At 47.7% G+C, this 15817-nt stretch carries 10 protein-coding genes; 7 read left to right on the top strand and 3 right to left on the bottom strand.

Going from position 1 to position 15817, the window contains the following annotated elements:
• Nucleotide 1 precedes the first annotated feature (1 nt).
• From LJF29_RS13800 to LJF29_RS13785, 4 genes are read left to right on the top strand one after another with little or no spacing between them, the layout of a single operon-like run.
• Entirely contained in the window at nucleotides 2–1621 is a 1620-nt protein-coding gene (locus LJF29_RS13800) for a (2,3-dihydroxybenzoyl)adenylate synthase (protein ID WP_010331717.1), read from the top strand.
• A 25-nt stretch (nucleotides 1622–1646) separates the two neighbouring features.
• Nucleotides 1647–2582, top strand: coding sequence for an isochorismatase (locus LJF29_RS13795; protein WP_229149106.1), 936 nt, complete (start codon nucleotides 1647–1649; stop codon nucleotides 2580–2582).
• 18 nt (nucleotides 2583–2600) lie between these two features.
• Nucleotides 2601–9740: an amino acid adenylation domain-containing protein gene (locus tag LJF29_RS13790; protein WP_229149105.1), complete on the top strand. Its 7140-nt coding sequence runs from the start codon at nucleotides 2601–2603 to the stop codon at nucleotides 9738–9740.
• A 13-nt stretch (nucleotides 9741–9753) separates the two neighbouring features.
• Nucleotides 9754–9963, top strand: coding sequence for an MbtH family protein (locus LJF29_RS13785; RefSeq protein ID WP_044158967.1), 210 nt, complete (start codon nucleotides 9754–9756; stop codon nucleotides 9961–9963).
• Between the two features lie 52 nt (nucleotides 9964–10015).
• Here the strand turns inward: LJF29_RS13785 and LJF29_RS13780 are convergent, their stop codons facing one another.
• From LJF29_RS13780 to LJF29_RS13770, 3 genes are all read right to left on the bottom strand, one after another.
• Complete coding sequence (locus tag LJF29_RS13780; protein WP_010331713.1) at nucleotides 10016–10693, bottom strand: YukJ family protein; 678 nt, start codon at nucleotides 10691–10693, stop codon at nucleotides 10016–10018.
• 113 nt (nucleotides 10694–10806) lie between these two features.
• A complete protein-coding gene (gene ald, locus LJF29_RS13775; RefSeq protein WP_010331712.1) occupies nucleotides 10807–11943 on the bottom strand; it encodes an alanine dehydrogenase in 1137 nt (378 codons plus the stop codon).
• A gap of 101 nt (nucleotides 11944–12044) precedes the next feature.
• Nucleotides 12045–13268 carry a PucR family transcriptional regulator gene (locus tag LJF29_RS13770; protein WP_229149205.1) on the bottom strand — a complete coding sequence of 408 codons (1224 nt, stop codon included), beginning with the start codon at nucleotides 13266–13268 and terminating at the stop codon, nucleotides 12045–12047.
• Nucleotides 13269–13786: 518 nt separating this feature from the next.
• Here LJF29_RS13770 and LJF29_RS13765 point away from each other — a divergent pair.
• The 3 genes from LJF29_RS13765 (at nucleotide 13787) to essB (ending at nucleotide 15762) form a co-directional block, all read left to right on the top strand.
• A complete protein-coding gene (locus tag LJF29_RS13765; protein ID WP_003220661.1) occupies nucleotides 13787–14080 on the top strand; it encodes a WXG100 family type VII secretion target in 294 nt (97 codons plus the stop codon).
• 69 nt (nucleotides 14081–14149) lie between these two features.
• Nucleotides 14150–14389, top strand: a complete 240-nt coding sequence (yukD, locus tag LJF29_RS13760) for an ESX secretion system protein YukD (protein WP_010331710.1) — start codon at nucleotides 14150–14152, stop codon at nucleotides 14387–14389.
• Nucleotides 14390–14403: 14 nt separating this feature from the next.
• Nucleotides 14404–15762, top strand: a complete 1359-nt coding sequence (essB, locus tag LJF29_RS13755) for a type VII secretion protein EssB (protein ID WP_229149104.1) — start codon at nucleotides 14404–14406, stop codon at nucleotides 15760–15762.
• Nucleotides 15763–15817 lie beyond the last annotated feature (55 nt).

Genomic DNA, 15817 nt, shown 5'->3' with positions numbered 1-15817 from the left:
CATGCTGAATGGATTTACGCCGTGGCCTAAGGAGTTTGCGGAAAAGTACCGGGAGAACGGTTGCTGGGCCGGTGAGACTTTTGGAGACATGTTAAGAGACCGGGCTGCCAAACATGGCGATCGAATCGCGATTACATGCGGGGACACCCATTGGAGCTATCAAGAGCTTGACACAAGGGCTGACCGTCTGGCAGCCGGATTGCAAAAGCTCGGTATTAAACCAATGGATCGTGTAGTCGTGCAGCTGCCGAATATCGCGGAGTTTTTTGAAGTCATCTTTGCACTTTTTCGGCTGGGAGCGCTCCCGGTCTTTGCACTGCCTTCTCATCGAAGCAGTGAGATTACATATTTTTGCGAGTTTGCTGAAGCGGAGGCTTATATTATCCCCGATTCCCATTCGGGATTTGACTACCGTACACTTGCCAGACAGGTTCGAAGCAAGCTGCCGTCCTTGAAACACGTCATTGTCGCAGGTGAGGCGGAGGAATTCCAGCCGCTTGAGGCATTGCATACAGAACCTGGCGAGCTGCCTGAAGTAAAATCTTCGGATGTGGCGTTCCTACAGCTTTCTGGAGGAAGCACCGGCTTATCGAAACTGATACCGCGAACCCATGATGATTACATATACAGCCTGCGGATGAGCGCGGAGGTTTGCTGGCTTGATCACAGCACTGTGTACTTGGCCGCATTGCCGATGGCGCACAATTACCCGCTGAGCTCACCAGGGGTGCTAGGCGTATTATACGCTGGAGGAAAAGTGGTTTTATCTCCTTCTCCGAGTCCGGACGACTCGTTCCCTTTGATTGAACGGGAACAGGTAACAATGACAGCTCTTGTCCCGCCGCTTGCAATGGTATGGATGGACGCTGCTGCCTCACGAGATGACGATTTATCAAGCCTTCAAGTGCTGCAGGTAGGCGGCGCGAAATTTAGCGCTGAAGCCGCGCGCAAAGTGAAATCTGTATTCGGCTGCACCTTGCAGCAGGTCTTCGGAATGGCAGAAGGGCTCGTTAATTACACAAGGCTTGATGACCCAGAGGAAGTTATTGTCAATACCCAGGGTAAGCCGATGTCTTCTTACGATGAAATACGTGTGTGGGATGATCAGGATCGTGACGTGAAACCTGGTGAAACGGGTCACCTGCTGACACGGGGACCGTATACGATCAGGGGTTACTATAAGGCTGATGAGCACAATGCGGCTTCGTTTACCGACGACGGTTTTTACCGCACTGGCGATCTAGTGAGATTGACACCCGATGGCTATATTGTCGTGGAAGGACGGGCAAAGGATCAAATCAACCGCGGCGGAGAAAAAGTGGCGGCGGAAGAGGTTGAAAATCATCTTCTGGCGCATCCGGCTGTGCATGATGCGGCGATGGTATCAATGCCTGACCAATTTCTTGGTGAAAGATCTTGTGTGTTCATTATTCCCCGGGATCAAGCGCCGAAAGCCGCAGAGCTCAAAGCTTTTCTAAGAGAACGCGGGCTTGCAGCGTATAAAATTCCAGACCGGATTGAATTTGTTGAGACCTTCCCGCAGACAGGGGTAGGAAAGGTAAGCAAAAAGGCGCTTCGCGAAACGATCGCCGAAAAACTTCTTGCAGGTTCAAAAAAATAGAAACGATTTGAAAGGGAGTGTTCAAATGGCTATTCCTGCCATTCAGCCGTATCAAATGCCGACAGCGTCTGATATGCCAACAAACAAAGTATCATGGGTGCCTGATCCAAATCGGGCAGTCTTCTTAATACACGATATGCAAAACTATTTTGTCGACGCGTTTACAGCAGGAGCGTCTCCGATAACAGAGCTTTCAGCAAATATACGCAAGCTGAAGGATCAATGTGTTCAGCTCGGAATACCTGTTGTCTACACAGCGCAGCCCGGCAGTCAAAATCCGGAGGACCGGGCGTTGCTGACTGATTTTTGGGGACCTGGATTAAGCAGCGGTCCTTACGAGGAAAAAATTGTGGCCGAGCTTGCACCGGAAGACGATGATCTCGTATTGACAAAATGGAGATACAGCGCATTTAAGAGAACGAATCTGCTTGAGATCATGCGTGAACAGGGGCGTGATCAGCTGATCATCTCTGGGATTTATGCTCATATTGGCTGTCTCGTTACAGCATGTGAAGCGTTTATGGAAGACATCGAAGCATTTTTTGTTGCTGATGCAGTTGCGGATTTTTCTGAGGACAAGCATAAAATGGCGCTTAATTATGCGGCTGGGCGCTGTGCGTTTACGGTGATGACCGACAGCTTGCTTGATCAGCTGAAACATACGCCTTCTGCGGCTCAGAAGCCATCAGAAAAAGCTGAAAAAGATAGATTTACCTGCGAGAGTATTCGCACACAAATTGCTGAGCTTCTACAAGAATCTCCTGATGACATTGCAGATAATGAGGACTTACTGAATAGGGGACTTGATTCTGTAAGGATCATGACATTAGTGGAACAATGGCGCCGTGAAGGAGCCGAGGTGACATTCGTCGAACTGGCTGAACGGCCGACGATAGAAGAATGGCAGAAATTGCTTTCAATCCGCATTGAGAGAGTGTTGCCAAACGCGGACTATTTATAAAAGGAGGTAAAAAGACGGATGCCTGATACAAAAGATCTTCAATATTCTTTAACCGGAGAGCAAAGCGGTATTTGGTTTGCTCAGCAGCTTGATCCGGACAATCCAATCTACAATACAGCCGAATATATAGAAATCAACGGCCCAATCGATATTTCTCTTTTTGAAAAAGCTTTACGGCACGTCATAAAAGAAGCGGAATCACTTCATGTCCGCTTTGGTGAAGATATGGACGGGCCTTGGCAGATGATGAATCCATCACCGGATGTACAGCTCCATGTCATTGACGTCAGCTCTGAACCTAATCCGGAAAAGACCGCTTTAAACTGGATGAAAGCTGACTTGGCAAAGCCGGTCGATTTACAGCATGACCCGTTGTTCCGCGAAGCTTTGTTTAAAGCCGGGCCTCAGCGTTTCTTTTGGTATCAGCGCATTCACCATATTGCGATCGACGGCTTTGGATTTTCTCTGATCGCCCAGCGGGTTGCACATGCCTATACTGCACTTGCAGGAGGGCGGTACGCTGATGATCGTTCCTTCGGCTCTTTGCAGGATATTTTGGCGGAGGACGCAGAGTACCGCTCGTCTGATACATATGAAGAGGATCGTCAATTCTGGCTGAATCGTTTTGCGGACAGGCCTGAAGTTGTCAGTTTGGCAGAACGGGCGCCGAGAACCTCAAAAAGCTTTCTGCGCCAGACTGTTTATTTGCCGCCATCAGATGTAAACGCATTGAAAGAAGCGGCGCGCTATTATGCCGGAAGCTGGCATGAAGTCGTGATTGCGGTATCAGCTGCTTATGTACACCGCATGACCGGCTCTGAGGATGTTGTGCTCGGACTGCCCATGATGGGACGGATGGGATCGGCATCCTTGAATGTTCCGGCTATGGTGATGAATCTTCTCCCGCTGAGGCTGTCTGTGAGTCCTTCGATGAGCTTTTCTGAGCTTGTGCTGCAGATTTCCCGGGAAATCCGCAGTATCCGGCAGCATCATAAATACCGCCATGAGGAACTGCGGCGGGATCTGAAACTAATAGGAGAAAATCATAGATTATTTGGCCCGCAAATTAATTTGATGCCTTTTGATTACGGTCTCGACTTTGCCGGAGCCCGTGGGACCACGCACAATCTTTCAGCCGGTCCTGTTGATGATTTGTCGATAAATGTCTATGACAGGACAGACGGAAGCGGGCTGCGAATTGATGTGGATGCCAATCCTGAAGTGTACAGCGAGTCAGAAATAAAGGTGCATCAACAGCGGATCTTACAGCTTTTACAAATGGCATCAGCCGGTGAGGACATGCTGATTGGGCAAATGGAATTTCTTTTGCCGGCAGAAAAAGCACGGGTCATAAGCGAATGGAATGAGACAGCAAAACCCGAGCAGCTGCTCAGCCTTCCGGATATGTTTGAGGAGCAGGCAAAACGTTCGCCTGAACGTATCGCCCTGATTTGCGATCACATTCAATTAAGCTATCAAGAGCTGAATGAACAAGCAAACCGCCTTGCGCATCTTTTGATAGAAAAAGGTCTTGGCCCGGAGCAGTTTGTCGCCTTGGCTCTGCCGCGGTCTTCCGAGATGGTAGCTGCAATGCTTGCCGTACTAAAGACTGGCGCTGCTTATCTTCCGCTTGATCCGGAGTTTCCAGCCGACAGAATTTCATACATGCTGAAGGATGCGAAGCCATCATGCATGATAACGACTGAGGAAATAGCAGCCACTTTGCCTGATGATATAACGGCGCCGCAGCTTGTGCTGGATCAGCCTGTGACAAAAGAAATTGTGAAGCGTTATTCTGCCGACAATCCAAATGTACATGTATCTCTTGTTCATCCGGCGTATATCATCTATACATCAGGATCAACAGGAAGGCCAAAGGGTGTTGTTGTCACGCTGAAAAGTTTAAGTAATTTTCTGCTGTCTATGCAGGAGAGATTTTCTCTCAATAAACAAGACAGGCTGCTGGCTGTGACGACCGTCGCTTTTGATATTTCTGCTTTGGAATTGTTCCTCCCGCTTATCAGCGGAGCGAGTATTGTTGTTGCTCAAAAAGAAACAATCCGCGAGCCGCAGGCATTAGCTAAAATGATTGAATATTTTGATATAACGATTATGCAGGCCACGCCGACCCTGTGGCATGCGTTGGTCACAAACGAACCTGAGAAACTTCGGGAGCTCAGGGTGCTTGTCGGGGGAGAGGCGCTTCCAAGCGGACTTTTGCAGGCCTTGCAGGCACTTGATTGTCCAGTAACTAATTTATACGGGCCTACTGAAACAACCATTTGGTCTGCGGCAGCTTTTCTCGAAAAAGGTGTGCAGGGTGTGCCTCCGATCGGAAAGCCGATTTGGAATACACAGGTATATGTGCTCGATAATAGTTTGCAGCCCGTTCCGCCAGGCATTGTTGGGGAGCTCTATATTGCCGGAACCGGCTTGGCCCGCGGATATTTAGGACGCCCTGATTTAACGGCGGAGCGCTTTGTTGCTGATCCGTACGGACCGCCGGGCACACGGATGTACCGGACCGGAGATCAGGCCCGCTGGCGTGCGGATGGGTCTCTGGATTACATTGGGCGGGCCGATCATCAAATCAAGATTCGCGGTTTCCGCATTGAGCTTGGAGAAATTGATGCCGTGCTTGCTAAACATCCGCAAATTGAACAGGCTGCGGTTGTCGTTCGAGAGGATCAGCCGGGAGATAGACGATTAGTGGCGTATCTGGTTGTTTCTTCAGCTCTAGATATTGCTGAGCTTCGCCGTTATGTTGGTGCCAGTCTGCCTGATTATATGGTGCCTGCGGCATTTGTGGAGATCGATGAACTGCCATTAACACCTAATGGCAAGCTAGACCGGAAAGCATTGCCGGCACCCGATTTTAGCGCATCTGTCACTGACCGGGGACCTCGAACGCCTCAAGAAGAGATACTGTGTGATCTGTTTGCAGAGGTTCTAGGTCTTGCACGCGTAGGTATTGATGACAGTTTCTTCGAGCTGGGCGGCCATTCTCTCCTTGCCGCCCGTTTGATGAGCCGAATTCGTGAGACGATGGGAGCTGAGCTGGGCATCGCCAAGCTCTTTGACGAACCGACAGTTGCCGGACTTGCTGCACATCTTGACCAGGCGCAGAGTGTCCGTCCCGCTTTGCAAAGAGCTGAACGTCCCGAGAACATTCCGCTTTCTTTTGCACAGCGCCGGCTATGGTTCCTCCATTGTCTGGAAGGGCCAAGTCCTACTTATAATATCCCGGTTGCCGTCCGTCTTTCAGGTGAACTGAACAAAGAAGCGCTGCAAGCGGCACTGTATGATCTCATCAGCCGCCATGAAAGCCTTCGGACCATTTTCCCTGAATCACAGGGGACATCTTATCAGCATATTTTAGACGCCGATCAAGCCCGTCCTGATTTATATGTTACAGAAATAAAGAAGGAGGAGCTTTCTAAGAGGCTTGCCGCTGCTGCTCGCTACAGCTTTGACCTTGCAGCTGAGCCTGCTTTCCGTGCCGAGCTCTTTGTTATCGGTCCCGATGAGTACGTGCTGCTGCTGCTCGTGCACCATATTGTCGGAGACGGATGGTCATTGACCCCTCTGACTCGTGATCTGGCTGCTGCTTATACCGCCCGTTGTCACGGGAGAGCCCCCGAATGGACACCGCTTGCTGTGCAGTATGCGGATTATGCGCTCTGGCAGCAAAGTCTGCTCGGAAGCGAGCATGATCCAGACAGTTTGATTGCCGGTCAGCTAGCTTTCTGGAAAGAGAGACTGGAAGACCTGCCCGATCAGCTCGAACTGCCAACTGATTATTCACGTCCGGCTGAGCCGAGTCATCAGGGAGATACAATCCATTTCCGTATAGACTCAGAGCTTCACAGCCGCTTGCTGGAGCTGGCGCGTGCCAATAGAGTAAGTCTGTTTATGGTGCTTCAATCAGGGCTTGCCGCCTTGCTGACGAGGCTCGGAGCTGGAACGGATATTCCGATTGGAAGCCCGATCGCAGGGCGGAATGACGATGCGCTTGGTGATCTTGTGGGACTGTTTATCAATACATTGGTGCTCAGAACAGACACCTCTGGTGATCCGAGTTTCCGTGAGCTTCTGGACAGAGTGCGGGAAGTGAATCTGGCAGCCTATGAAAATCAGGATCTGCCGTTTGAGAGACTTGTAGAGGTGCTCAATCCTGTTCGCTCCCGGGCGACGCATCCATTATTCCAAGTCATGCTCGCGTTCCAGAATACGCCTGACGCAGAGCTGAACCTGCCTGGTACAGAAAGCAGCCTGCACATTCATAGCGTAGGATCTGCCAAATTTGATGTAACGTTAGAAATCAGTGAAAGCCGTCTTGATGACGGGACACCAAATGGACTGGAAGGATTGCTTGAGTACAGCACCGATCTTTTTAAACGTGAGACTGTTCAAGCTCTCGCTGATCGCCTTCTGCGGCTGCTTGAGGCTGCCGAGGCTGCTCCTGACCAGAAAATCGGAAGTCTGGATATTCTAGCACCAGAGGAGCGCAGCATCACGGCGACGGATTGGCAAAGTGTTTCTGAAAAGATTCCGCAAGCGTGTCTCCCGGAGCTGTTTGAGAAACAAGCTGCGATGAGCCCTGATTCCATTGCTGTCGTGTATAAAGATAAGGCGATGAGCTATACGGAGCTGAATGAGAGGGCGAACCGGCTTGCCCGGCTGCTGATTAGCAAAGGCGTCGGATCGGAGCAATTTGTGGCATTAGCATTGCCTCGCTCTTTGGATATGACTGTCGGACTGTTAGCGGTACTGAAAGCGGGAGCTGCATACCTGCCGCTTGATCCGGACTATCCGGCTGACCGAATCGCTTTTATGCTGAACGATGCCCGGCCTGCGATTATCATCACGAGCTCACAGGTGGAAAATCAAATCCCGCCTGCAGAAAATGTGCCGAAAATTGTACTGGATGATCCGGAATTATGCGAGAAACTAAAAACATATAGTCCTCTGAATCCTGATCATACGGACAGAATTCGCCCGCTGTCACCTTTCAACACGGCTTATGTTATTTATACATCCGGTTCAACAGGCGTTCCAAAAGGCGTCATGATTCCTCACCAAAATGTGACGAGGTTGTTTGGAGCGACCGATCACTGGTTCCGTTTCGGTTCAGACGATGTGTGGACAATGTTCCATTCCTACGCGTTTGACTTTTCTGTTTGGGAGATTTGGGGACCTTTGATGCACGGCGGACGGCTTGTTATCGTGCCTCATGACATTAGCAGATCTCCAGAAGCGTTTCTGCGTCTGCTGGTAAAAGAGGGTGTGACCATTTTGAACCAGACACCATCAGCGTTCTATCAGTTTATGCAGGCGGAAAGGGAGCAGCCTGATCTTGGACAGGCGCTCAGCCTTCGATATGTTGTTTTTGGCGGAGAAGCGCTTGAACTCAGCCGTTTAGAGGATTGGTATCATCGCCATCCTGAACAGGCGCCAAAACTGATCAATATGTATGGTATTACCGAAACAACAGTGCATGTCAGCTATATCGAATTAGACCGGAATATTGCAGCTATAAGAGCAAACAGCCTGATCGGCTGCGGAATTCCCGATCTAGGCGTGTATGTGCTGGATGAGCGTTTACAGCCCGTTCCGCCGGGTGTGGCTGGAGAACTGTATGTGTCAGGAGCCGGATTGGCCCGAGGCTATTTAGGACGGCCCGGTTTAACGGCGGAACGCTTCATCGCTGACCCATTCGGACCACCGGGCACACGGATGTACCGCACGGGAGATGTAGCCCGCAGGCGTGCTGACGGTTCTCTCGATTATGTCGGCCGTGCCGATCATCAAGTGAAAATCCGGGGCTTCCGAATTGAACTGGGTGAAATTGAAGCCGCGCTTGTTCAGCATTCACAGCTGGAAGATGCGGCAGTGATCGTCCGTGAGGATCAGCCGGGAGATAAACGTTTGGCAGCTTATGTCATACCTTCCTCGGAGGAAACGTTTGATACGGCGGAACTGCGGAGGTATGCTGCCGAGAGACTGCCGGATTACATGGTGCCTTCAGCCTTTGTGACGATGAAAGAATTGCCGCTGACGCCGAATGGAAAGCTTGACCGTAAAGCGCTGCCTGCTCCAGATTTTGCTGCTGCGGTGACAGGTCGCGGGCCGAGAACCCCGCAGGAAGAAATCCTTTGTGACTTGTTTATGGAAGTGCTTCATTTGCCGCGTGTCGGTATTGATGACCGTTTCTTCGATTTGGGCGGACATTCCCTGCTTGCAGTTCAGCTGATGAGCCGCATACGTGAAGCACTCGGGGTTGAACTCAGCATTGGCAATCTATTTGAAGCGCCGACTGTGGCAGGGCTTGCCGAAAGACTAGAGATGGGTTCAAGCCAAAGCGCTCTTGATGTTTTGCTGCCGCTCCGAACAAGCGGAGACAAGCTTCCTTTATTCTGTGTACATCCCGCAGGCGGACTCAGCTGGTGCTATGCTGGTTTGATGACCAATTTAGGAACAGATTATCCGATCTACGGCTTGCAAGCACGCGGAATCGGACAGCGGGATGAGCTTCCAAAAACACTTGACGAAATGGCTGCCGATTATATTGAACAAATCAGAACAATCCAGCCGAAAGGCCCGTACCATTTGCTAGGCTGGTCCCTAGGCGGGAATGTCGTTCAAGCGATGGCCACCCAGCTGCAAAAGCAAGGAGAAGAAGTATCCCTATTGGTTATGCTGGACGCCTATCCAAACCACTTCCTTCCTATAAAAGAGGCACCAGATGATGAAGAAGCGCTTATTGCCCTTCTCGCGTTAGGCGGGTACGACCCAGACAGCTTAGGGGACAAGCCGCTTGATTTTGAAACAGCGATCGAGATTCTTCGCCGTGACGGCAGCGCGCTTGCGAGCTTGGATGAATCGGTCATTTTAAATCTGAAGAATACGTATGTCAATTCTGTCGGCATTTTAGGCTCATATAAGCCGAAAACCTTCCGCGGAAATGTTCTGTTTTTCAGATCAACTATCATTCCTGAATGGTTTGACCCGATTGAACCTGATTCGTGGAAGCCTTATATTGATGGACAAATTGAACAAATCGACATTGACTGCCGCCATAAAGATCTCTGTCAGCCGGAACCGCTCGCAGTCATTGGCCGGGTTCTGGCAGCTAAATTGGAAGAAATGAATCAATGAAGGAGGAAAAGCAATGGCAAATCCTTTTGAAAATGCGGATGGCATATACCTTGTTCTCATCAATGAAGAGGGCCAATATTCCTTGTGGCCCGGCTTTATCGATGTGCCGAGCGGCTGGACAGTCGTTCATGAACAAAAAGGGCGTGAGGCTTGTCTGGACTACATCCAATCGCATTGGAGCGATATGAGGCCGAACAGCTTAAAGCCTGTCGAAAATGTCTAAATGCATTGACGGTAAAAAAAAGAGACTGCAGCAGGCAGTCTCTTTTTCTATCTTACGCAGACGTTTGGGTATGATCGCAATCTCTGACGGGGTTCCCGTTTTCATCCGTACACCATGACTGGGATAAAAACGCCAAAAACACAGCGGCCCACTGATCGGCAAATTGAATCAGAATGCCTCCGTCATGCCAAGAGCCGTTGTCTTTTTTCCAGCGGGTATCCAGTGCATTGCCTTGATTCATGTGGATGTTGTGCATACCGTTTGTCGGGGTAAAGCCGAATATTTTATCTGCCGCCTGTTCCGGTCCAAATTTTGACCCGAATATATAAACCGGCGCTTTCTCTTCTTTCGCTTTCTTCATATACGTTTCAATAAAGTCATTTAAATCATTATCAGGCCCCGTGATTTCATGAGGCAAAGGCTTCATTTCCCGTGAATCAAAAAGATTGCCCCGCACATAATCCAGTGCTACTTCACGGTTTTCGTCATTGATCTTCGTATATCCATACGGCATGTTCGGAAGGATGGTAATGGAGCTCGAATCAAACTGATCGTCTGCCAAATACAATACTTCAGATTCCTCGGAACTGGACATGACATTGATGGCGCACCTGTAATACGTATTCTCTTCACCTAGCATCTTGACTTGGAAATGAGGACTGTCATCATCTGTTTCCCGCTTCATATCTAAGACAACGCCTTTTAACACGCCATATTGCTGAACAGCCATATGAATCCTCCTTTATGATCAAGTTCTTCGTTTTAATTCGAGACGTCATTTCCTTTTTCCTTTTTAAAAGATAAAAAAAGCCTGCAGAAATTTTTCTGCAAGCTCAATATGAATTAAGCGCCGGCCACAGATGATTCATCCTGTAAGGCTTTCTCGGCAGGGACATATTCGTATCCTAAATCTTTGGCAACAGCCTCATAAGTCACGTGGCCGTTTGCTGTGTTTAATCCCGCTCTTAGTGCCGCATTGTCTTCGAGTGCTTTTGCTGCCCCTTTGTTTGCGATTTGCAGTGCATATGGAACCGTAACGTTCGTTAACGCAATTGTTGAAGTGCGAGGCACAGCGCCCGGCATGTTCGCAACAGCATAGTGAACGACGCCGTGTTTTTCATATGTCGGCTGATCGTGTGTCGTAATGTGGTCGACAGTTTCGACGATGCCGCCTTGGTCAATTGCAACATCCACAATCACTGAACCAGGCTTCATTTGTTTCACCATTTCCTCTGTGACAAGCGTCGGCGCTTTAGCACCAGGGATTAACACGGCGCAAATGAGAAGGTCCGCTTCGGCTACCGAATCGGCGATATTGACAGGGTTAGAAATTAACGTTTTAATTTGATGGCCGAATATATCATCAAGCTGACGCAGGCGATCCGCGTTTAAGTCGATGATCGTCACATCTGCACCTAGGCCGACAGCCATTTTTGCCGCATTGGTTCCGACTACGCCCCCACCGATAATGGTTACTTTTCCTCGGGCAACGCCAGGCACTCCGGCAAGGAGGATTCCTTTTCCGCCTTTAGGTTTCTCTAGGAACTGGGCTCCGATCTGCGCTGCCATTCTGCCTGCCACCTCGGACATCGGTGTAAGCAGAGGCAATGCCCGTCCCTCACTTACCGTTTCATACGCGATCGCTGTGACGCCTTTATCCTTCAGTGCCTGTGCAAGCTCCGGTTCAGCCGCTAAGTGGAGGTAAGTAAACAGTACAAGCCCTTTTCGGAAGTATGCATATTCTTCCGGAAGCGGTTCTTTGACCTTCATGACCATTTCAGCGTCCCAGACCTGTTTCGGATCAGCAATGATTTCCGCTCCTGCTGACTCATAGGCTTCATTTTCAAAGCCGCTTCCAAGGCCTGCGCCTGATTCAACCAGCACGCGGTGACCGTTTGAAACGAGCTGAGAAACGCCCCCAGGCGTCAAAGCGACACGGTTTTCATTGTTTTTTATCTCTTTAGGAACCCCAATGATCATATCTATTTCCTCCCGTATATGTGATATGTTTAGTGTAGCTTGATTTTTTGGAAAATTCTTTGTTTGAAACAGAAAATAAAAAAACATGGGTTTGTGAAATTTCACAAACCCATGTTTCGAAGTTTGATATCCAAATATATAGTAAACTTTTGATTCACATTTTTTAAATCGATCCCAGCGATCTGGCTGATTCGCTTCAGCCGGTAATTCAATGTATTAACGTGAATATTCAAGACCTTAGAGGCGGTATTCACATTGCTGTCGGCTTCAATAAAACGTTCGAGCGTTTCGACCATATTGGACTGGTGATCCCGGTCGTACTGCTCGAGTTTTGAAAGGGAGTAGTTGAAATATCCCGTTTGCTTCCGTTTCTCATCTAACACGTCCAAGTATTGATAAATGCCTAATTCTGAAAAACTGAAAAGATGCTTGGTTTCTTCAGCAAACCGTTCCTTTGCTTTCAATACGGACAGTGCTTCCTGATATGAACGGCAGACAAACGAAATCGAGTTGTATATTCCGCCAAATGCAATAGAAGCATCTTCTATTTTATAACGTTCCCTCAGCTGTCTTTGCGTGCTGAAAGCGAACTGTTTTAAATCTTGAAAAGGACGATCCGTTTTTGGCGCGGTTAAAATGATAAGTTCATTGGAATCAACGGTCGTCAGCAGAGCATGAACCTGCTGGGTCGTTTCCTGCAGATAATGAAGCTGCTGTTCTGTTTTTTCGGTCAGCTCGCCGTTTACCCGGATGATCATCACGGAAAATTCAGAGGGAACGACCATTCCAAGCTTGTTAAACCCATCCGTCATGTCCTGTTCTTGATAGATGTGTCCAGTAAGCATTTTCCAGAAAAACTCTTGGCTGCGTTCCTCATTTTTCGTTTTTCTGATTTGGAGCTTAAGCAGCTTATTTCTTACTGCATTAGCCGCCATTTTTAATGTCAGCAGATCATCATCCGACAATGTTTTTTGAATTTCAAGCGCCCAAATAAACCCCAGCACCTGGTTGTTCTTCCAAATCGAAATCGCGACGCGGTTGCTTAGTCCGACTTCGTCAATTTCCTTCACTCTGATCGGCTGGTCTGTTTTTAGCAGCGCGGGAATCGTCCCGTCTTTCCACAATTTATTAATAACCTTCTCCGGCACTCTTCTGCCAATGATCGTAGACGTCCGGGCAGGATCAGTACAATCGCTGTGGGTGCTGTAGGCTAGCAGTTTGTGGTTCACATCTTCAATGGTGATCGGACATTGCAGCACTTCACTGATATGATCAGCCACATCTTCCAGTCTGTCAAAACTGTATTTAAACGGATCCTTTGGCATGGTCATCATTATCCCTACTTTTCCATCCTTGTATTCTTTGTTCTCTTTGACATCAAATCGTCTTGCTTTTATTATGATTGTTCTTGTTTGTGAAAATCAACAACAAAGAATGACAGTATAATAGAAGTGAACAAAGTCAAAAAACACTTTTTAAATATAATGAGATACATGTTCTGTCTTGGGCGAGAAACAGGCTGATGAGTGTTTCAGAAAAACTGAACCTTTTCAGAGATGGTGCTGTAGCATCAAATTTTCTGAAAGGTTTTAATTGGGAGTTAGAGAATCATTTGGGTCTTTTGGATTATTCCAAGAAGGCGACGTGGATTGAGAAAATAAACCTATTTGTTTAACAAAATATGTAATTTTTAAGAGGCGAGAGGTAAACCATTGGACTCATTTTGTAAAATTAAAACATATTTGTTTGACTGTACCGAAAAACTGTTTTTATAATAATTACGTTCTAAAAATAAGTGAATTAGCCCATATTTAGGCTGATGGCACAGGAGGTAATGAGGAATATGGCAGGATTAATTCGTGTCACACCCGAAGAGCTAAGAGCGATGGCGAAGCAATATGGCGTTGAAAGCCAAGAAGTATTAAATCAGGTTGATCGTTTAAACCGAATGATCTCTGATTTAAAAAGCATGTGGGAAGGTGCTTCTAGCGAAGCGTTCGCAGATCAATACGAGCAGCTCAAACCTTCATTTATCAAAATGTCAGATTTGCTTCAAGATGTTAACCAGCAGCTTGATCAAACAGCAAATACTCTTGAGTCTACTGACCAAGACATCGCAAATCAAATCCGCGGATAACAGTATGAAAGGGAAGGAGCGCCTGATTCACCAGAAGACGGCGCTCTTTCTATGTAAGGGTGAATAAACATGTATATTGATATTACGATAGATTTGAAACATTATAACGGAAGTGTCTTCGATCTCAGATTGTCAGATTACCACCCGGTGAAAAAAGTCATTGACATCGCTTGGCAGGCCCAAAGCGTTTCCATACCTCCGCGCGAAGGGCACTGGATCAGAGTGGTTAATAAGGATACGGTGTTTTCCGGAGAATGCAAGCTATCTGATTGCGGCATTACAAGCGGAGACCGGCTTGAAATATTATGAAAGGATCTGGTTGAATGTCAGGTGAACAAAGATCATATTTAGAAAACCAATTAGAAGCTGCTGCTCAGAAAACGGAAGACGGCTTTACATTTACCTTTCAACGGGAAAAAATAAAGCTTCTGGACGGTCTCGAAGCGAACGTGATCAAGGATGTAAATCCATTTTTTCATAAAGAGATCGATGTGACGGAAGACGAAGTGATCATCACAATCCAACCTCCTCCCTCCTATAAAGAATTTCGCTTGATAAAAGCTAAAGATAAAAAAAGCAAATGGCAGTTTGCCTATCAGCTTGTTCAGGCTGTACAGCAGCACAAGTTATCAAGGCTGCATTTGATTGTGGCCCCGGAAAACATTGTATTCGATAAAGGGCTGACCCCATATTTTCTTCATTACGGCGTAAAAGAAAGCATTCCTCCTTACGAGCATGATGAGGAGAGAGTCTGGCAGGAACTGAAAGCTGCAGCGGCTTTGGCAGTTGACGGCGCTTTTGCATTTGAGGACTACTTGAAATTCAATGAAACGCTGACATTCTCTCCGGAGACAAAAGCGATATTGGATGCGAAGTCCTATGATGAACTGCTCGAGCTGATTCAGACACATATCGATGAGCTCGAAGCCAAAGCCAAAACATACATACATATCCCGAAAAAGAAATGGAACATCCAAAGATATATCGGCCTGGGACTCATTGTGTTGCTTGTGCCGGCTCTGATCTATTCGATGTATGCTTTATTTTTCGCGCAGCCAAAGCATCAGGCGATTGTGGAAAGCAACCGTGCTTTCTTAAACAAGCAGTACAGTGAGGTTATCAGCACGCTGGCTAAATATGATGCGGAAAGCCTGCCTGATTCAGTGCAGTATCAGCTTGCAATGTCTTATGTTGAGGTTGAAAAATTAGGCGACACTCAAAAGAAACAAATTGAAAATAATTTGGTCACGCTGCAATCAGATCCACAGCACTTTCTTTATTGGATAGACATAGGGAGAGGCAAGAATAAAGAAGCCGTTAGTATCGGAAGAAAGCTGGAGTATAACCCGTACATAGGGCTGGGGCTGATTCGATATAAGGCTGAAATATTAGCAGATGACAGTATGAAAGATGATGAAAAGCAAAAAGAACTGGATACGGTACAAAGCGAGATCGATCAAATTACCAAACAAATGAAAGAACAAAAAGAAGAAGCGATAACAGACACGGCAGAAACTGATACAGCCAGCCAAGCCGCTGAAGAACAATCAGACAAAGAAAAACAGCAAGCTGAAGAGAAAGCGGCAGAAGAAAAGGCCGCAGCCGAGGAAAAAGCGAAAAAAGAAGAACAAGAGAAAAAAGAGAAAGAAAAGAAAGATGAGAAAAAAAAAGATGACAAATAAAGTGAAACATGAAGTTCAGGTCATCGCACGCCGTATTTCGGCCGTTAGGGGGTTC

Source organism: Bacillus sp. LBG-1-113, assembly GCF_020708615.1.
Lineage (GTDB): Bacteria > Bacillota > Bacilli > Bacillales > Bacillaceae > Bacillus > Bacillus mojavensis.
Note: the sequence above shows the minus strand (reverse complement) of the source record. Positions and strands in the feature narration are given on the sequence as shown.